Raw genomic sequence first — 18,274 nt, 5'->3', positions numbered from 1 at the left:
CAGGGCTGGCCGAACGATCATTTCGATACCGGCTTGTCCGCGATCAGGGAGACCACCTCGAAATGCGGCGGCCGCTTTTCCCGGGTCACGGTTTCCAGGTTGCGCACCGTCAGCCCGGTCTTCTCGACGAAGCGGCGCAGGTCGCGCTCGCCGAAGCCGAGGTTGACGTGGCCGTAGGCCTCGACCACCGCGCGATGCTCGTGGCGGGCGAGGCTGCTCAGCAGCAGGCGCCCGCCGGGGCGCAGCACGCGCGCCGCCTCGGAGACCGCCTGCGCCGGGCGGGCGGCGTAGGTCAGCGCGTGCATCAGCACCACCAGGTCGAACTCGGCGTCGGCATACGGCAGCGCGTGCATGTCGCCCTCGTGCACCTCGACGTTGCGGTGCCGGCGCAGGCGCTCGGTGGCGGCGTTGACCACGCGCCGGCTGGTGTCGACGCAGACGTAGCGGTGCGCGTGCGGCGCCACCAGTTCGGCCAGCACGCCGTCGCCGGAGGCGATGTCGAGCACGTCGCCGGCCTCCAGCAGCGGCAGCGCCGAGCGTGCCAGCGCCTCCCAGGTGCGCCCGGGCGAGTAGTGGCGTTCCATGTCGCCGGCCACCGAGTCGGCCCAGTTCTGGTCGGCGGCGCGCATCGCCAGCACCGCGGGCAGGCGCTCGCCGTCCTGGCGCAGCAGGGCATCGTCGCTGCCGTCGCGCAGGGTGCGCCAGAGCTGCTGCAGGGGCGGGTCGAGCGGTGCGTCGTCGAAGCGGTAGTAGGCCGACACGCCGGCGCGGCGGTCGCGCACCAGCCCGGCCTCCTTGAGCCGCGCCAGGTGGGTCGAGACGCGCGGCTGCGCCAGGCGGGTGACCGCGGACAGTTCGGCGACGGTCAGCTCCTCGCGCTCCAGCAGCGCCAGCAGGCGCACCCGGGTGGCATCGGCCAGCACCTTGAGCCGGGCCGACCAGCTTTCCAGATCCACAGGCATCTTCCTATCGCGATATAGAGATAATTGTGGGACCGGGGCAGGGGGAGGTCAAGGCGGGCGGCTCGGAGCCGGGACTCGGGACAGCGTAGGCGCTTTGCTCGTCATTCCGGCGCAGGCCGGGATCCAGGTGTTTGCCGCCACCGGTTCGAAGGCACGGCGCAAGCGCTGGATCCCGGCCTGCGCCGGGATGACGGTCGACGAACTGCCGGTCGGCGCGACGCCGCTGTTCCGAGTTCCGAGTCCCGAGTCCCGTTACAATTCCACCCCGACCTTCCCGCCCGGAGCGCGCAAGTGGATTTTGGCTTCACCGAAGAGCAGTTGATGATCCAGGACGTGGCGCGGCGCATCGCGCAGGAGAAGATCGCGCCCAGCGCCGAAGGGTTCGACCGCTCCGGGGAATTCCCGCTGGAGAACATCCGCCTGCTGGGCGAAAACGGCCTGATGGGCATCGAGGTGCCGGCCGAGTACGGCGGCGCCGGCATGGACCCGGTGGCCTACGTGCTGGCGATGATCGAGATCGCCGCCGGCGACGCCGCGCACTCGACCATCATGTCGGTCAACAATTCGCTGTTCTGCAACGGCATCCTCACCCACGGCAGCGAGGCGCAGAAGCAGACCTACGTGCGCGCGATCGCCGAGGGCAAGGAGATCGGCGCCTTCGCCCTGACCGAGCCGCAGTCCGGCTCCGACGCCACGTCGATGCGATGCCGCGCGATGAAACGCGACGACGGCAGTTTCGTCATCAACGGCAAGAAGAGCTGGATCACCTCGGGCCCGGTGGCGAAGTACTTCGTGCTGTTCGCGATGACCGATCCGGACAAGGGCGCGCGCGGCATCACCGCCTTCCTGGTCGACGGCGAGCGCGAAGGGCTGCACCGCGGCAAGACGGAACCCAAGCTCGGCATCCGCGCCTCGGCCACCTGCGAGATCGAGTTCCAGGACTACGTCGCCGCGCCCGAGGAGGTGCTCGGCACGGAGGGCCACGGCTTCAAGATCGCGATGAGCGTGCTCGACGCCGGCCGCATCGGCATCGCCTCGCAGGCGATCGGCATCGCCCGTGCCGCCTACGAAGCCACCCTGGACTACGTGCGCGAACGCAAGGCCTTCGGGCAGCCGATCGGCGCGTTCCAGATGACCCAGGCCAAGATCGCCGACATGAAGTGCAAGATCGATGCCTCGCTGCTGCTCACCCTGCGCGCCGCCTGGCTGAAGGGCCAGGGCCGGAAGTTCACGACCGAGGCCTCGGTGGCCAAGCTGACCGCGTCGGAAGCGGCGATGTGGGTCGCCCACCAGGCGGTGCAGATCCACGCCGGCATGGGCTATTCCAAGGAGATGCCGATCGAGCGCTACTTCCGCGATGCCAAGATCACCGAGATCTACGAAGGCACCAGCGAGATCCAGCGCCTGGTCATCGCCCGCCACGAAACCGGGCTGCGCTGACGCAGCGCCGGAACACGCTCCCGGACCGCCGTCGCCGTGCCGCAGGTCATCGCCGGACGACATTGACGCCCTTCCACCGGCCCGTGCGCGAGCGCGGGCCTCATTCCATCCGAAACCCGCCGCCATGAGCACACCACGCAAAGCCGTCCCACGTCCCAGGTCCGCGAAGTCCGGCAAGAGGCCGGCGGCACCGCCCCGCGCGCAGGCGCGCAGCGCGCTGCTCGACCCGATCTTCGCGGCCATCCGCAGCCGCGCCGGCAAAGGCCGCCAGGACGACGCCAGCGCGTTCGCCGGTGCCTTCTACCGGCGCATGACCGCCGACGAACTGCCGCTGCACAGCCCCGACGGCTGGGCCGCGCTGGCCAACGATTTCCTCGATTTCGCCCGGACCCGCAAGCCGGGCACGGCCAACGTGCGCCTGTTCAATCCCAATCTCGCCGAGCACGGCTGGGAGTCGCCGCACACGGTGCTGCAGATCGTCAACGACGACATGCCGTTCCTGGTCGACTCGGTGACCATGGCGCTGGCCGAGCAGGGTATCGGCGTGCACGTGCTCGGCCATCCGATCATCCCGATCCGGCGCGACCGCGCCGGCCGGCTGGTCTCGGTGGGCGAGGGCGATGCCGAATCGCTGATGCACCTGGAGATCGACCGCCAGGCCGCCGACGGCGTCGAGCGGGTCGGGCGCGCGGTCAAGGCGGTCCTGCGCGACGTGCGCCTGATCGTCGAGGATTGGCCTACGATGCGCGAGAAGATGCTGCAGGTCGCGGCCGACCTCGCCACCCGCGAGCTGCCGGTGTCCGACGGCGAACGCCGCGAGGCGCAGGAGTTCCTGCGCTGGGCGGCCAGCGACCATTTCACCTTCCTCGGCTACCGCGAGTACAAGGTCAAGAAACAGCGCGGGGAGGAGGTGCTGTGCGCGGTCGAGCACAGCGGCCTCGGGCTGCTGCGCGGCAAGGACGCCGGCAAGGCGCGCGCGCTGAGCACGCTGGCCGCGCCCACGGCACACCAGGGCGGCGCGATCGATCCGCTGATCCTGACCAAGACCAATTCGCGCGCCTCGGTGCACCGTCCCGGCTACATGGACTACATCGGCGTGCTCAGCTTCGACCGCCACGGCAAGCCGGTCGCCGAGCAGCGCTTCATCGGCCTCTACACCTCCAGCGCCTACAACCGCAGGCCCTGGGAGATCCCGCTGGTGCGCGACCGCTTCGAGCACGTGATGAGCCAGTCCGGGCTGCGCCAGACCGGGCACAGCGGCAAGGCGCTCAAGCACATCCTGGAGACGTTGCCGCGCGACGAGCTGTTCCAGTCCAGCGCCGAGGAGCTGCATGCGCTCGGCACCGGCATCCTGCACCTGCAGGAGCGCATCCGCAGCCGGCTGTTCCTGCGCCGCGACCGCTACGGGCGCTTCTATTCGATCCTGGCCTACATCCCGCGCGACCGGTTCAATACCGAGGTGCGGCTGCGCATCGAAGGGATGTTGAAGGAGGCGCTGCAGGCCGACCGCGTCGACACCAGCGTCCAGCTCGGCGAGTCGCCGCTGGCGCAGCTGCACCTGATCGTGCGCCCGCGCTCGGGCGTCACCGAGGCCGTCGACGAGGGCGAACTGGACGCGGCCCTGGCGGCGATCGTCCGCAACTGGCAGGACGACCTGCGCGACGAGCTGGTCGCACGCCACGGCGAGGCCGAGGGCCTGCTGCTGGCCAACCGCTACGGGCGCGCGCTCACCGCCAACTACATCGAGCAGGCGACGCCGGCGATCGCCGCCGGCGACGTCGCCCACCTGGCCGCGCTGCGCACGCCGGACGACCTGCGCCTGTGCCTGTACTGCGCGCCGCACCCGAACCAGGGCGAGGGCCCGCTGCGGCTCAAGCTGTTCCGCCAGCGGCGCGACATCCCGCTGTCGGACGTGCTGCCGATGATGGAGAACATGGGGCTGCGGGTGATTTCCGAGCACCCGTACCGGATCGAGGTCGGCGGCGAGGCGCTCTACATCCAGGACTTCGAGGTCGAGGCCGCCGCGGCCAGGCCGGACATCGAGCAGGTGAGCGACGAGTTCGAGGACGCGTTCGCGCAGCTATGGCGCGGCGGCGCCGAGAACGACGGCTTCAACCGCCTGATCCTGCGGGCGGGCCTGACCTGGCGCCAGGTGTCGATGCTGCGCGCCTATTGCAAGTACCTGCTGCAGACCGCGGCGCCGTTCTCGCAGAGCTACGTCGAGGAGACGCTGACGCGCTACCCGTTGCTGGCGCGGCTGCTGGTGGAGCTGTTCGAGGCGCGCTTCAGCCCGGCGACCGGAAGCGAAAGCCGCGAGGAGGTCGCACGCGGCGCGGCGCGCCTGGAGGCGCAGTTCGAGACCCTGGCCGGTGGCGACGCCGCGGTGCTGGCGACGCTGCGGCCGGTGGTCGAGGCGCGCGGCGGCGACCGCGAGCAGCAGTACCAGGCGACCCGCGAGGCGCTGAAGGCGCTGCTCGACGGCGTCGCCAGCCTCGACGAGGACCGGATCCTGCGCAGCTTCATGGGCGCGATCGACGCCACCCTGCGCACCAGCTTCTACCAGCGCGATCGGGACGGCGGCGACAAGGACTACGTGGCCTACAAGTTCGACAGCGCGCGCGTGCCGGACCTGCCGAAGCCGCGCCCGTACCGCGAGATCTTCGTCTACGGCCCGCACGTGGAAGGCGTGCACCTGCGCTTCGGCCCGGTGGCCCGCGGCGGCCTGCGCTGGTCCGACCGGCGCGAGGACTTCCGCACCGAGGTGCTGGGCCTGGTCAAGGCGCAGATGGTGAAGAACACGGTGATCGTGCCGGTCGGCGCCAAGGGCGGCTTCTTCGTCAAGCGCCCGCCCGCCGGCGGCGACCGCGACGCGGTGCTGGCCGAGGGCATCGCCTGCTACCGGCGCTTCATCAACGGCCTGCTCGACATCACCGACAACATCACCGTCGGCGGCAGGATCGTGGCGCCGGCGGACGTGGTGCGCCACGACGGCGACGACCCATACCTGGTCGTGGCCGCCGACAAGGGCACCGCGACGTTCTCCGACATCGCCAACGGCATCGCCGCCGAGCACGGCTTCTGGCTCGGCGACGCGTTCGCCTCCGGCGGCTCGGTCGGCTACGACCACAAGGGCATGGGCATCACCGCCAAGGGCGCCTGGGAGTCGGTGAAACGCCACTTCCGCTCGCTCGGCCGCGACTGCCAGCGCGAGGACTTCACCGCGGTCGGCATCGGCGACATGTCCGGCGACGTGTTCGGCAACGGCATGTTGCTGTCCAGGCACATCCGCCTGGTGGCGGCGTTCGACCACCGCCACATCTTCATCGATCCGGACCCGGACGCGGCCGCGAGCTACCGCGAGCGCGAGCGCCTGTTCGCGCTGCCGCGCTCGAGCTGGGAGGACTACGACCGCGGCCTGGTCAGCGCCGGCGGCGGGGTGTGGCCGCGCAGCGCCAAGTCGATCCGGCTCTCGCCGCAGGCGCGCGCCGTGCTCGGCATCGACGACGACACCGCCGCGATGAGCCCGAACGAGCTGATGAACGCGATCCTCAAGGCGCCGGTGGACCTGCTGTGGAACGGCGGCATCGGCACCTACGTCAAGGCCGCCGGCGAAAGCCATGCCGACGTCGGCGACCGTGCCAACAACGCGCTGCGCGTGGACGGCGGCGAGCTGCGCTGCAAGGTGGTGGGCGAGGGCGGCAACCTCGGCCTGACCCAGCGCGGCCGCATCGAGGCGGCGATGAACGGGGTGCTGCTCAACACAGATTTCATCGACAACTCGGCCGGCGTCGACACGTCCGACCACGAGGTCAACATCAAGATCCTGCTCAACGCCCAGGTGCAGGCGAAGAAGCTGACCATGGCCACGCGCAACAAGCTGCTCGCCGACATGACCGGCGAGGTCGAGGGCCTGGTGCTGTTCGACAACATCCGCCAGAACCAGGCGCTGAGCCTGATGGAGCGGATGAGCGTGTCGCGGCTCGGCTCCAAGCAGCACTTCATCCGCACCCTGGAGGCCCAGGGGCTGCTGGACCGGCAGATCGAGTTCCTGCCGTCGGACGCGGAGATCTCGGCGCGCAAGGCGCGCGGGCAGGGCCTGACCCGGCCGGAGCTGGCGGTGCTGCTGTCGTACGCCAAGCTGGTCGCCTACCAGCAGATGCTCGATTCCGACATCCCGGAGGATCCTTACCTGTCCAAGGAGCTGCAGCGTTACTTCCCCGCGCCGCTGCAGAAGAAGTACGCCGCGGCGATGGAAAAGCACCGCCTGAAGCGCGAGATCATCGCCACCGCGGTCACCAACACCACCATCAACCGCATGGGCGCGACGTTCCTGATGCGCATGCAGGAGGACACCGGGCGCAGCCCGGCCGAGGTCGCCAAGGCCTACACCATCAGCCGCGAGACGCTCAACGCGCGCGCGCTGTGGACGCAGATCGACGCGCTCGACGGCAAGGTGCCGGAGGCGGTGCAGATCGACGCGCTGCAGGAGATCTGGCACCTGCAGCGCTCGTTCGTGCGCTGGCTGCTGAACCGGCCGGGCGAGATCCCCGGCATCACCCGCGCGGTGGAGCGCTACAGCGACGCCTTCAACGAGATCCGCAGCGCCGAGGGCATCCTGCCCGACTCGCAGCGTCCGGCGTTCGAGGACGCGCGCGCGCAGTGGCGCGAGCGCGGCATGTCGGCGGACCTGGCGGAGGATCTCGCCGAGCTGCCGTACCTGGGCCCGGTGTTCGACATCATCGAGCTGGCGCGGGCGCGGCGGCTCAAGCCGGTCGACGTCGCGCGGGTGCACTTCCGCGTCGGCGACGCGCTGCACCTGCCGTGGCTGTTCGGCCAGATCGAGGCGCTGGAGGTGCAGGGGCGCTGGCACGCGGTCGCGCGCGGCGTGCTGCGCGACGACCTGGCCGCACAGCAGACGCTGCTGGCCGGGCAGGCGCTGTCGATGCCGGGCCAGGACGCCGACGAGAAGGTGCGCCGCTGGATCGGCCGCGACGAACCGGTGTTGCGCTTCACCCTGGCGATGCTCGACGAGATGTTCGCGCAGAAGGCGATCGACTATCCCACCGCCTCGGTGGCGGTGAGCCGCCTGGCGCAGCTGGCGGCGGGCGGCTGAGCCCAGCCGCCACCCGTAACCCGCACGAAAGCCCCCGGAGCCCGGCCCCGTAGAGCCGAGCTTGCTCGGCTGCGCAGGCTCCGGAGCCTAGTCCCGTAGAGCCGAGCTTGTTCGGCTGCGCGGGCTCCGGAGCCGAAAACAGCGGAGCAAGCTCCGCTCTACGCGGAGGTCTTCATCGTGTCGTTCGGGGTGCGCTATCCTGCGGGCATGAGTTCAGGCCAGCCCCCGCGCATCGCCTTTCTCGCCAGCGCGACGGACGATGCGCGCGCGGCGCTGCAGTCGCTGGTGGCCGAGCACGGCCAGCACGAGCCGGAGGACGCCGACGTGCTGTGCGCGCTCGGCGGCGACGGTTTCATGCTGCAGACGCTGCACCGGCATGGCGCGCTCGGTAAGCCGGTCTACGGCATGAAGCTCGGCAGCGTCGGCTTCCTGATGAACCACTACCGTCAGGACGGGCTGCTGGAACGGTTGCAGGCGGTCGAGCCGGCGGTGCTGCGGCCGCTGGAGATGATCGCGCAGACCGAGTCCGGCGCCAGCGTCGGCTCGCTGGCCTACAACGAGGTCTCGCTGCTGCGGCAGACCCGGCAGGCCGCGCACCTGAGCATCGACCTGAACGGCAAGCCGCGCCTGGACGAGCTGATCTGCGACGGGGTGCTGGTCGCGACCCCGGCCGGCAGCACCGCCTACAACTTCTCCGCGCACGGGCCGATCATGCCGCTGGGCGCCAGCGTGATCGCGCTCACCCCGATCGCCGCATTCCGGCCGCGGCGCTGGCGCGGGGCGCTGCTCAAGGCGCAGACTGAGGTGCGCTTCCGCGTGCTCGATCCCTACAAGCGCCCGGTCAGCGCCACCGCCGATTCGCACGAGGTGCGCGACGTGGTCGAGGTGACCATCCGCGAGTCGCAGGACCGGATCGTGACCCTGCTGTTCGACCCCGAGCACAACCTCGAGGAACGCATCCTCAGCGAGCAGTTCGTGGTCTGAGGCGCGTCTGAAACCGGGGTCAGAGTCTGAGATTCCCCCTGTTTCCCGCGATCAATTCAACGGCTTGGCTACTTCCCCCCTTTGAAAAAGGGGGGCTGGGGGGATTTGCTGGGCGCCCGGCTAAGTCAAGGCCAAAGCAAATCCCCCTCAATCCCCCTTTTTCAAAGGGGGAAGACGAGCGCCAGGAAATATGGGGAAAATCTCAGATTCGCCCCCGTTTTTTACGCTCCCCGTCGCCGGCCGCTTCCGCCAGCGGGCGCGCCTTCGTCACCAGCGCCATCAGCATCCGCCCCGGTTCCTCCAGCGGGGCGAAGTGCGCCGAGTGCTCGAACCACACGGCCCGCTTGGCGGGCGCCTCGACCCGTTCCAGCCAGTCCGCCGCCGCCTGCGAAGGGGTGCTGTAGTCGTGGCGTCCCATGAACATCAGCACCGGCGCCTCGACCTTGCGGACCTCGCGGAAGTCGATGTCGTTCCATTGGCTCAGGATCCGGTCGAGCGTCAACGCGCTGCCCAGGCCGATGGCCTTGCGGTCGGCCTCGCTGTAGTCGGGCGACAGCCGCTGCGATGCGAAATAGTAGTCGGAGTTGTCGCGGTAGGCGCTGTGTCCGCCGTAGTGGATCACCCACTTGCGCTGCCGGTCGATGCGACCGCCGCGGACGTCGCCGCCGGGGTAGGGCGCCAGCGCCTCGAGTTCGGCGATCGCCTCGTGGTTGCCGTCCTCCGCCGCCCGCGCGAGCGCGTATTCGTAGCCCATGCGTTCGCCCAACCCGGGCTGGATGATCTGGCCGAGGCCGATATACGCATGCAGCCATTCCGGCTTCTCCACCAGGGTGCGCATGCCCACGATCGTTCCCCAGCTGTGGCCGAGCAGGAAGACCTTGCGCTTGCCGTAGGTCTCCCGCAGGTGCGCGATCAGTTCGATGGTGTCGGCGACGTAACGGTCGATCAGGATCGTCGGCGCGACCGCGTCCGGGTCGTTCGCCAGGTAGGTCTTTCCGGCGGCGCGCTGGTCCCACTGGACGACGGTGAAGTAGTCCTCCCACGGGCGCTGGAACGTCCAGGCGGCCGGCATCATCGGCGCCGCGGGGCCGCCGTGCAGGTACAGCAGGATCGGATTGTCGCGATCGGCGCCGCGGATCGAGATCCACTGGTCGATGCCGCCGAGGGGGACCCGGTACATCTCCTGCACGCCGTCGGGCGTGACGATGCGCTGCACCTCGCCGATGATCCGCTTCGCTTCGGCGTAGGGTGATCCGGTTCCGGTCTCCGGCCCGGCGGCGACAGCGGCGGGGGCCGCAACGATGCCTACGGCGATGCACGTCGTCATGAGAAAGTTGCGCAATGTGCGGGCCATGTGGACTCCAGTCGTGAGCGGGCCAGGTTCGATTCGAGTGTCGCAACCAACGGTCTACGGGTGCAGTGTCGATTGTCACGGGGCATGGGACAACTATGGGCGTCGTGCCTCTCGCCGGCCCACGTATCCATCACGCATACTGGCGCCATGTCCGCAGATACTCCGCCGCCGCTGATCGTCGCGATCTCCTCACGGGCGCTGTTCGACCTGGAGGACAGCCACGCGCTGTTCGAGCGCGATGGCATCGAGGCCTATGCCGAACACCAGCGCAGGTACGAGGACGAGATTCTGGAGCCGGGCATCGCCTTTCCCCTGGTGCGCAAGCTGCTGGCGCTCAACGAGGGCGCGGCGCCGGACGCGCCGCGGGTCGAGGTGATCCTGCTGTCGCGCAATTCCGCCGACACCGGCCTGCGCATCTTCAATTCGATCCAGCACCACGGCCTGCCGATCTCGCGCGCGACCTTCACCTCCGGCGAGCCGACCTGGCCGTACATCCGGCCGTTCGGCGCGCAGCTGTTCCTGTCGGCCAATCCGGAGTCGGTGCGGCGGGCGCTGGCCAACGACGTCGCCGCGGCGACGATTCTGCCGGCCAAGGCGCCGCAGCACCGCCACGACCAGTTGCGCATCGCCTTCGACGGCGACGCGGTGATCTTCGGCGACGAGGGTGAGCGGGTGTCGCAGGAAGGCGGGATCGAGGCGTTCCACCGGCACGAGCGCGAGCGTGCGCGCGAACCACTGTCGGGAGGACCGTTCCGCGCATTCCTGTCGGCCCTGCACGATCTGCAGGCCGCCTACCCGCCGGGGGAGGATTCGCCGATCCGCACCGCGCTGGTCACCGCGCGCTCGGCTCCGGCGCACGAGCGCGTGATCCGCACGCTGCGCGAGTGGGGCGTGCGCCTGGACGAAGCGCTGTTCCTCGGCGGCCGCGCCAAGGGCCCGTTCCTGGAAGCGTTCGGCGCCGACATCTTCTTCGACGATTCGCAGCACAACATCGACTCGGCGCGCCTGCACGTGGCCACCGGCCACGTGCCGCACGGCGTCTCCAACCCGTAGAGCGCGGACCAACCTCGCCGATCCCCTGTGGGAGCGACGGAAGTCGCGACAGCCGCGACGCCCGGTCGCGTCGCGACTTCCGTCGCTCCCACAGGGGCGGCCACAGCAGGTGCTAGTGATCTACAACGGCAGGCGGATGTCGGACAGGCGCCAGTGCAGGCCGTCGCGGGTGAGCACGAATACCACCGGGCGGCCGGCGTCATCATGGACGGTCGCGGTGAAGCGCGACGGTGACTCATAACGGCGTTCGGCATCCTGGAGCGGCTTCGCCGCCGGTTCGCCGGCGGGTTGCGGCAGAGCGCGGACGTCGACGCGCCGCCAGACGCGGCGGCCCTCCATCATCGCCGCCAGCCCCACCGGAGTGACCATCGCGTCGACCGCGCCGCCGGCCAGTCCGCTGGCGATCCGCAGGCCGAGTTGGCCGAAGGCGCTGCCCTGCGCATCGGCGCCGGCGCTGCGCACCAGGTAGTCGTCGAGCTGCAGCTTGAGGCTGCTGCGCAGCGCCGGAAAGTCGACCTGCCGCGCGAGCGCCCGGGTGTCGTCCTCCTGCACCGCCTGTTGGATGGCGCGGATGGTCAGGTACGGGCCGGCGGCGACGTAGGCGCCGAGCGCCAGCAGCAGCGCCGCGGCGAGCCAGATCCACTTCTTCATGCGTCGCTCCATGGCAGCCGGATTCGGCCCAGTGTGCCGCGCATCGCTGAACCGCTGCAAAGCAGTCCGTTCCGCTGCGACGAGGCCGATCCGTCGCCCCGCCGTAGGAGCGCACCGCAGGGGCGCGATCGGTTTTCCTGCGCAGGCCGGTCGCGCCCCTGCGGTGCGCTCCTACGGGACGGATCCATGGCACGCCGCCTCAGAACTCCAGGTCCAGCGCCGCGCACAGGTAGTCCATGAACGGCGCGGTGGCTTTCAGGTCGCGGGCGAGCACCTGGCGCAGGCGCGGGCCGGTCATGGTGGCGTCGTCGATGCTGCGCAGGACGATGAAGTTGCGCCGGCGCAGGTCCTCGATGAACTCGAAGTCGGCGGGAAAGCCGCGCGGCGGCCGCACCAACATCTCCTGGCTGCCGAGCCTGTAGCGGCGGCGGAAGGCCGGTGCGTGCGCGGCGGTCTTCCAGCCGGCGGGATTGTCGACCACGAACTGGCGGATGCGGCGCAGCACCGGCGACTCCGGATGCCAGATGCCGGCGGCGACGAAGCAGTCGCCCGGCTCGAGGTGCATGTACCAGGACGGCGCCGCGGTCTCGCGGCTGCGCTCGTGGAACAGGCGCGCGCCCTGCCAGGTCTTGTAAGGCGACTTGTCGTTGGCGAAGCGGGTGTCGCGGTGGATCCGGAACAGCGAGCCGCCGACCGGCTTCGGGTCGGCGCGGTAGTGCGGACTGACCGCGAGGACGTCGGGGTGCAGGTCGGCCAGCAGGCGCCGGAACGGCTCGCGCACGTGCGCTTCGTAGTCCGCCTTGTGGGCGTGGAACCAGGCGCGCTCGTTGTGGCGGGCGAGGGCGCGCAGGAAGCGGAAGGAGCGATCGCTGAAGTAGGTCGTCATACGTGGGGTGCGGTGGCGGGGGGACGAAGCTTTGGTTCACATGGCCGGCTCTCGGCTCCGAAAGATCGGCTTGCACCGGAATCGCGGAGTGTGCGTGGGGCGGCCTTGCGGGCGGGTTTCGAGTCGCTCCCCGATACTCGCTTGGTCGAAACCCGCCCGCAAGGCCGCTGGAGACCGCGTCGGCGCTCAAAGGGAGAGCCAGGCCAATGGCGTCAGCGCAGTTCCGCCTCGCGCTCGCGGCCCCATGCCTCCAGCCGGTCGAGCAACGCCAGTTTGGCGCCGTCACCGGCGTGCGCGAGCCGCAGCGCGGCGATCTCGGCGAAGAAGCCGGGCAGCGAGAGTTCGGACAGCTCGCTGCCCTCGGCCAGGCGCCGGCGCCGGTAGTCGTCCCAGCGTTGCCGCTCGGCGGCGTCGAGCGTGTGCGGCCAGTTGCGGGCGCGGTAGCGGAACAGCAGCTCCGGCAGGCGCGGGTCCTGGAAGCCGAACGCGCGCGTGCCCAGCGCTTCCGGTGGCGTCGCGCGCACCTCGGGAAAGCGGCGGCGGTCGGCATCGGCGATGAAGCCGTCGTAGAGCGCGGCGTCGGCGTCCGACGGCGCACGCGCGGCCTCCGTCGCGTAGACGCGGCGTACCTTTTCGGCCAGCGCCGGGCCGGCCTCGCGCAGGCGCGCGGCGCGGGCCGAGACCGCGGCGGCGTCGATGCCCAGGCGCTCGATGTCGGCGTGGGTGAGATGGTGCCAGGCGACCAGCGCGGGGCAGCGGTTGAGATGCACCTCCTTCAGCGCGATGCGGCGCTCGCCGGGCGGCAGGTCGGCCGCAGGCGTGTAGAGGCGGTCGGCGATCGCCTCCGGCTCCAGCGCCAGCAGCGCATCGGGATCGCTGTCCAGGTCGAACACGATCACGCGGCTGTCGATGCGCGGGTGCACGGCCAGCGGCAGCACCGGCGCTGCGCACAGGCGCGTGGCCGGGTAGCGCTGCGAGACGTGCAGCGCCGGCTGCATGGCGACGGTGTCGAGCAGGCCGGCGGCGTGGCGCTTGTCGCGCAGGCGCAGCGCGTAGTCCCACAGCCGCGGCTGGGCGGCGCGCAGCCGGCGGGCGATGCCGATCAGGGCGCGCACGTCCGACAGCGCCTCGTGGGCGTCGCCGATGCGCACGCCGTTGGCGGTGGCGAGGTGTTCGAGGCGGAACGAGCAGGCGCCGTCGTCGCGCTTCGGCCAGGCGATGCCCTCCGGGCGCAGCGCATGCGCCAGCCGCAGCACGTCGAGCAGGTCCCAGCGCGAGTTGCCGCTGCGCCACTCGCGCTCGTAGGGGTCGTAGAAGTTGCGGAACAGGCCGTGGCGCACGAACTCGTCGTCGAAGCGCAGCGAGTTGTAGCCCACGCTGCAGGTGCGCGGCTGCGACATCGCCTCGAAGATGCGTGCGAACGCATCGGCCTCGCCGACGCCGTTGCGCAGCGCGTCCTGCGGCGCGATGCCGGTGACCAGGCTGGCGGCGGGCGTGGGCAGCAGGTCGTGGGCGGGGCGCACCATGAAGTCGATCGGGGCGTCGATCTCGTTCAGCGCCTCGTCGGTGCGGATCGCGGCGAACTGCGCGATGCGGGTGCGGCGCGGGTCGCTGCCGAAGGTTTCGAGGTCGTAGAAGAGGAAGCTGGCGGGCATGAGGAGTGCGGTGCTGTTAGCTAGTCACTATTCGTAGGCCGTGGCGACGGCATTGTTTGCTGCTTGGGCGGAGGGGTCGTGGGGGCGCGGCTAGTCATTTTCGTAAGCCGTGGCGACGGCGTCGTTCGCTGCTTGGGCGGCGGGTTTGTGGGGGCGCTTTCTGCTTAGGCGGAGGAATCGCAGAGGCGCGGCAGTCGGCGCTCCACTTCGGCGTCGAGCGCGGCGCGGTCGACATCGGCGGCGTCGCCGACACCGCGCGTGGCGCGTTCGAGGATGTCGCGCTGGAGATGGCTGCGTTCGAGCGCGACGGCGTAGGGCATGCGCATGAAGCTGACCATGGAATAGTGCGGTACGAAGCGGTCGGGGTGGCGCTGCTGCAGTTCCAGTTCCAGCTGCCGCTGCAGCAGGTAGTCGGCGTCGTCGACGCGATCGCGCATCTCGCGGTAGTTCTCCAGCGCCATGTGCTGGATCGCCGCCGCGTTCGGCCGCCGCTCGGCCGCGAACGCGGCGAAGGCTTCCGCCGGCGACGCCTCCGCCTCCAGCCGCTCGGCGAGCGCCACGCAATCCTCGAACGCGCAGTTCATCCCTTGCCCGTGGAACGGGACCATCGCGTGCGCGGCGTCGCCGATCAACACCGCGCGGTCGTCCAGGTGCCAGCGGTCCAGGTACAGCGTCGCCAGCATGCCGGCCGGGTTGCGCGCCCAGTCGGTCTCGAGGTCCGGGATCAGCGGCAGCGCATCGGCGAAGTCGCGGGCGAACAGCGCGTGCGCGTCGGCGGGGGTGCGTACGGTGTCGAACCCGGGATCGCCGTGGTTGGGCATGAACAGCGTGACCGTGAACGTGCGCTCGTCGTTGGGCAGGGCGATGCACATGTAGTCGCCGCGTGGCCAGATGTGCAGGGCGTTGGGCTCGATGCGGAAATCGCCGCCGGGCGCGGGCGGGATCTCCAGCTCCTTGTACGAGTGGTCGAGGGGCTCGATGCGCTCGCCCAGGTCGGCCTCGCGCTGCATCGCCGCGCGCAGCGCCGAACCGGCGCCGTCGGCGCCGACCAGCGCCCGGAACGGCACGACCGACGCGGAATCGTCGCGGTCGTCGACGAAGCGCGCGCTGCGGGCGTCGAAATCGACGCCGTCGAGCCGGCGATCGAAATGCACCGCCGCGCCGGCGCGCTCGGCCAAGTCGAGCAGGGTGACGTTGAGGTCGCCCCGGTGCACCGACCAGATCACCTCGGAGTCGTCGCGGCCGTAGCGCTGCAGCTGCTGGCTGCCGTCGGCGAAGTGCACCATGCGCCCGCGCATCATCACCGCGTGCGCCATCACCGCGGCCTCGGCGCCGGCCTGCTGCAGGGCATGGCGCCCGCGTTCGGCCAGGGCCAGGTTGATCGAGCGTCCACCGGTGTAGCCCCGCACCCGCGGATCGCCGCGCTTTTCGTATACCTCGACGCGCCAGCCCTTGCGCGCCAGCAGGATCGCGAGCAATGCGCCGGCCAGGCCGGCGCCGACGATGGCGATGTGGCGGCGCTCCGGCGTCATCGTAGCTCCATCGCAAAGGCTTTCATCCGCGCTGATCCGTGGCTGAAAAAGCGTTCATCCGTCACGCCATGCCTCCACCGAGCGGGCGAAGCGCAGTACGTCTGCGTGGGTGTTGTACAGCGGGGCGGGGGAGATGCGGATCACGTCCGGCTCGCGCCAGTCGCCGAGCACGCCGCGCGACGTCAGGCCTTCGAACAGCGCCCGGCCGCGTTCGCGTCCGCCGGCCACGCGCAGCGACAGTTGGCAGCCGCGCCGCCGCGGTTCGCGGGGGGTGACGATCTGCAGCGTGTCGGCCAGCGATTCGCGGATCAGCGCTTCCAGATACCCGGTGAGGCGTTCGGACCTGGCGCGCAACCCGTCCATGCCGGCGCGCGAGAACAGCTCCAGCGAGGCGCGCAGCGGAGCCAGCCCCAGGATCGGCGGGTTGCTCAGCTGCCAGCCGTCGGCGCCGGGCGTCGGCACGAACTCCGGCCCCATGCGGAAGCGGCTTTCGCGTTCGTGCCCCCACCAGCCGGCGAAGCGCGGACGGTCGGTGCGGGCGTGGCGCGCGTGGACGAAACAGCCGGCGACCGCGCCGGGGCCGGCGTTCATGTACTTGTAGTGGCACCAGACCGCGAAGTCGGCGCCGCTGTCGTGCAGCCGCAGCGGCAGGTTGCCGGCGGCATGGGCCAGGTCGAAGCCGACCACCGCGCCGGCCGCGTGGCCGAGCCGGGCGATTTCCGCCAGGTCGAAGGCCTGCCCGGTGCGGTACTGCACGCCCGGCCACAGCACCAGCGCCAGGCGCGGGCCGTGCTCGGCGATCGCGCGTTCGATCGCCTGCATCGAGATCGTGCCGTCGGCCTCGTCGGGCTGCAGCTCGATCAGGTCGGTTGCCGGGTCGAAGCCGTGGAAGCGGACCTGCGATTCCAGCGCATACCTGTCGGAAGGAAACGCGCCGGCTTCCATCAGGATCGCCGGCCGCGCCCGGGTGGGGCGATAGAAGCTGACCAGCATCAGGTGCAGGTTGGCGGTGAGAGAGTTCATCGCCACCACCTCCGACGGCTCCGCGCCGACCACGTCGGCCAGCGGTTCGCGCACCAGTTCGTGGTAGGGCATCCACTGCGCCTGGCCGGTGAAGTGCCCCTCCACCGCTTCCATCGCCCACTTTTCGAGCACTTCCTCGACATGGGCCCGCGCGCGCCTCGGCTGCAGCCCGAGCGAGTTGCCACAGAAGTAGGCCTGGTCCCCGCCCTCGTGCTTCGGGACCAGGAACTCGTTGCGCAGTCCGGCCAGCGGATCGCCGGCGTCCTGCCGCCGCGCGTAGTCTTCGGAGAAGATATCGGTCATTCCTGTCTTCTGTTTGCCGCGGGTTGCGCGGATGAGCGCGGACAGGGCCGATCCGGGGGGGCTATCGCGTACATCAGCCATCGTCGCGCGTGCCTGCCGCTTGCCCGGTTGTACGGATTCGGCCGGTCCGAAGCCGCCGCCTTCGGCCGTTCTCCGTGTTGATCCCCGCAAATCCGTGGACAGTCATCATCTGAAACGAGACATCGGCAGGTCCAGCCATTCCAGCGCCGTGCCGTGATAGAGGCGGGCCTGTTCGACCTCCGCCAGGTCCAGCTCGGCGATGCCGGCGCCGGGGATCTGCTCGCCGAGCGGGAACGGATAGTCGGTGCCGAGCATCACCCGCTCGATGCCGCAGGTGTCGATCAGGTAGCGCAGGGCGCGCGGATCGGCGACCCAGGAGTCGAAGTACAGCCGTTGCAGGTACTCGCGCGGGTTGTTCGGGTTGTCGGTGGCGACCAGGTCCGGGCGCATGTTGTAGCCGTGCTCGATGCGGCCGATGGTGTACGGGAAGCTGCCGCCGCCGTGCGCCATGCACACCTTCAGCTTCGGCAGCCGCTCGAGCACGCCGCCGAAGACCAGGCAGCAGGCCGCGCGCGACTGCTCGGCGGGCATGCCGACCAGCCACGGCAGCCAGTACTTGGGCATGCTCTCGGCGCCCATCATGTCCCAGGGATGCACCAGGATCGCGGCGCCCAGATCGGCAGCCGCCTCGAAGAACGGGAACAGTTCCGGTGCGTCCAGGTTCCACTCGCCGATGTGGGAGCCGATCTGCACCCCCTGCAGGCCCAGCTGGTCCATGCAGCGCTCGAGTTCCTGGATCGCCAGCCGCGGCGACTGCAGCGGAACGGTGCCGATGCCGGCGTAGTGGCGCGGGTGCGTCGCCACGGTCTCGGCCATGTGGTCGTTGAGCGCCTGGTGCAGCTCCAGCGCCTGGTGCGGTTTCGCCCAATAGCTGAACATCACCGGCACGGTGCTGATCACCTGGACCTGCACGCCGAAGCGGGCGTAGTCGTCGATCCGTTCCTGCGCGTCCCAGGTCTTGGACCAGATCTCGCGGAAGAAGCGCCCGTCCTTGTAGATGCGGTGGCGGCCGTCGGCGGTGTGGTGGATCACCGGAAAGCGTGCATCGTCGTACTTGGCGGCCAGGTCGGGCCAGCTGTGCGGCAGGTAATGGGCGTGGATGTCGATCTTCAGCACGATGGCATTCTACCGGAGCCGGTGCGGTCGGTGCTCTCCGGCAATGTGCGGGAAGCCCGCCCTTGTGGGAGCGACGGAAGTCGCGACCTGCCTGGACAGCCGTCGCGACTTCCGTCGCTCC

At 70.3% G+C, this 18,274-nt stretch carries 13 protein-coding genes; 5 read left to right on the top strand and 8 right to left on the bottom strand.

The window, feature by feature from the left end:
• Window positions 1–17 precede the first annotated feature (17 nt).
• The gene (locus U3649_RS12895; protein WP_407354614.1) at window positions 18–956 is read right to left on the bottom strand and encodes an ArsR/SmtB family transcription factor; all 939 of its coding nucleotides are present in this window, start codon (window positions 954–956) and stop codon (window positions 18–20) included.
• 100 nt (window positions 957–1,056) lie between these two features.
• Between U3649_RS12895 and U3649_RS12890 the strand changes: the two genes are divergently transcribed.
• From U3649_RS12890 to U3649_RS12875, 4 genes are all read left to right on the top strand, one after another.
• Window positions 1,057–1,284 carry a hypothetical protein gene (locus U3649_RS12890; protein WP_407351719.1) on the top strand — a complete coding sequence of 76 codons (228 nt, stop codon included), beginning with the start codon at window positions 1,057–1,059 and terminating at the stop codon, window positions 1,282–1,284.
• Window positions 1,254–2,402, top strand: coding sequence for an acyl-CoA dehydrogenase family protein (locus tag U3649_RS12885; protein ID WP_407351718.1), 1,149 nt, complete (start codon window positions 1,254–1,256; stop codon window positions 2,400–2,402). The genes U3649_RS12890 and U3649_RS12885 overlap by 31 nt, the downstream gene beginning before the upstream one ends.
• Before the next feature lie 124 nt (window positions 2,403–2,526).
• Window positions 2,527–7,515: an NAD-glutamate dehydrogenase gene (locus U3649_RS12880; protein WP_407351717.1), complete on the top strand. Its 4,989-nt coding sequence runs from the start codon at window positions 2,527–2,529 to the stop codon at window positions 7,513–7,515.
• A gap of 207 nt (window positions 7,516–7,722) precedes the next feature.
• Window positions 7,723–8,499: an NAD kinase gene (locus U3649_RS12875; RefSeq protein WP_407351716.1), complete on the top strand. Its 777-nt coding sequence runs from the start codon at window positions 7,723–7,725 to the stop codon at window positions 8,497–8,499.
• 202 nt (window positions 8,500–8,701) lie between these two features.
• Here U3649_RS12875 and U3649_RS12870 read toward each other — a convergent pair whose 3' ends face one another.
• On the bottom strand, window positions 8,702–9,853 hold the full coding sequence (locus U3649_RS12870) for an alpha/beta fold hydrolase (protein ID WP_407351715.1): 1,152 nt from the start codon (window positions 9,851–9,853) through the stop codon (window positions 8,702–8,704).
• 147 nt (window positions 9,854–10,000) lie between these two features.
• On the opposite strand from U3649_RS12870, the gene U3649_RS12865 reads away from it, so the two are divergent.
• Window positions 10,001–10,906, top strand: coding sequence for a 5'-nucleotidase (locus tag U3649_RS12865; RefSeq protein WP_407351714.1), 906 nt, complete (start codon window positions 10,001–10,003; stop codon window positions 10,904–10,906).
• Between the two features lie 120 nt (window positions 10,907–11,026).
• On the opposite strand, the gene U3649_RS12860 is transcribed toward U3649_RS12865, so the two are convergent.
• From U3649_RS12860 to U3649_RS12835, 6 genes are all read right to left on the bottom strand, one after another.
• Window positions 11,027–11,557, bottom strand: a complete 531-nt coding sequence (locus tag U3649_RS12860; RefSeq protein ID WP_407351713.1) for a DUF2939 domain-containing protein — start codon at window positions 11,555–11,557, stop codon at window positions 11,027–11,029.
• A gap of 199 nt (window positions 11,558–11,756) precedes the next feature.
• Complete coding sequence (locus tag U3649_RS12855) at window positions 11,757–12,443, bottom strand: DUF2461 domain-containing protein (RefSeq protein ID WP_407351712.1); 687 nt, start codon at window positions 12,441–12,443, stop codon at window positions 11,757–11,759.
• A gap of 212 nt (window positions 12,444–12,655) precedes the next feature.
• Window positions 12,656–14,098, bottom strand: a complete 1,443-nt coding sequence (sbcB, locus tag U3649_RS12850) for an exodeoxyribonuclease I (protein WP_407351711.1) — start codon at window positions 14,096–14,098, stop codon at window positions 12,656–12,658.
• A 164-nt stretch (window positions 14,099–14,262) separates the two neighbouring features.
• Window positions 14,263–15,630, bottom strand: coding sequence for an FAD-dependent oxidoreductase (locus U3649_RS12845; RefSeq protein WP_407351710.1), 1,368 nt, complete (start codon window positions 15,628–15,630; stop codon window positions 14,263–14,265).
• Between the two features lie 54 nt (window positions 15,631–15,684).
• Window positions 15,685–16,956: a kynureninase gene (gene kynU / locus U3649_RS12840; RefSeq protein ID WP_407351709.1), complete on the bottom strand. Its 1,272-nt coding sequence runs from the start codon at window positions 16,954–16,956 to the stop codon at window positions 15,685–15,687.
• Window positions 16,957–17,142: 186 nt separating this feature from the next.
• Entirely contained in the window at window positions 17,143–18,153 is a 1,011-nt protein-coding gene (locus U3649_RS12835) for an amidohydrolase family protein (protein WP_407351708.1), read from the bottom strand.
• Between the last annotated feature and the right edge of the window lie 121 nt (window positions 18,154–18,274).

It is taken from the genome of Luteimonas sp. R10, assembly GCF_045689605.1.
Taxonomy (GTDB): Bacteria; Pseudomonadota; Gammaproteobacteria; order Xanthomonadales; family Xanthomonadaceae; genus Luteimonas.
Note: the sequence above shows the minus strand (reverse complement) of the source record. Positions and strands in the feature narration are given on the sequence as shown.

What these genes read in the sequence shown, in the direction of transcription:
- U3649_RS12880 (WP_407351717.1), top strand. Translation starts at nt 2,527, where the DNA reads ATGAGCACACCACGCAAAGCCGTCCCACGTCCCAGGTCCGCGAAGTCC.
- U3649_RS12875 (WP_407351716.1), top strand. Translation starts at nt 7,723, where the DNA reads ATGAGTTCAGGCCAGCCCCCGCGCATCGCCTTTCTCGCCAGCGCGACG.
- U3649_RS12870 (WP_407351715.1), bottom strand. Translation starts at nt 9,853, where the DNA reads ATGGCCCGCACATTGCGCAACTTTCTCATGACGACGTGCATCGCCGTA.
- U3649_RS12865 (WP_407351714.1), top strand. Translation starts at nt 10,001, where the DNA reads ATGTCCGCAGATACTCCGCCGCCGCTGATCGTCGCGATCTCCTCACGG.
- U3649_RS12860 (WP_407351713.1), bottom strand. Translation starts at nt 11,557, where the DNA reads ATGAAGAAGTGGATCTGGCTCGCCGCGGCGCTGCTGCTGGCGCTCGGC.
- U3649_RS12855 (WP_407351712.1), bottom strand. Translation starts at nt 12,443, where the DNA reads ATGACGACCTACTTCAGCGATCGCTCCTTCCGCTTCCTGCGCGCCCTC.
- sbcB (WP_407351711.1), bottom strand. Translation starts at nt 14,098, where the DNA reads ATGCCCGCCAGCTTCCTCTTCTACGACCTCGAAACCTTCGGCAGCGAC.
- U3649_RS12845 (WP_407351710.1), bottom strand. Translation starts at nt 15,630, where the DNA reads ATGACGCCGGAGCGCCGCCACATCGCCATCGTCGGCGCCGGCCTGGCC.
- kynU (WP_407351709.1), bottom strand. Translation starts at nt 16,956, where the DNA reads ATGACCGATATCTTCTCCGAAGACTACGCGCGGCGGCAGGACGCCGGC.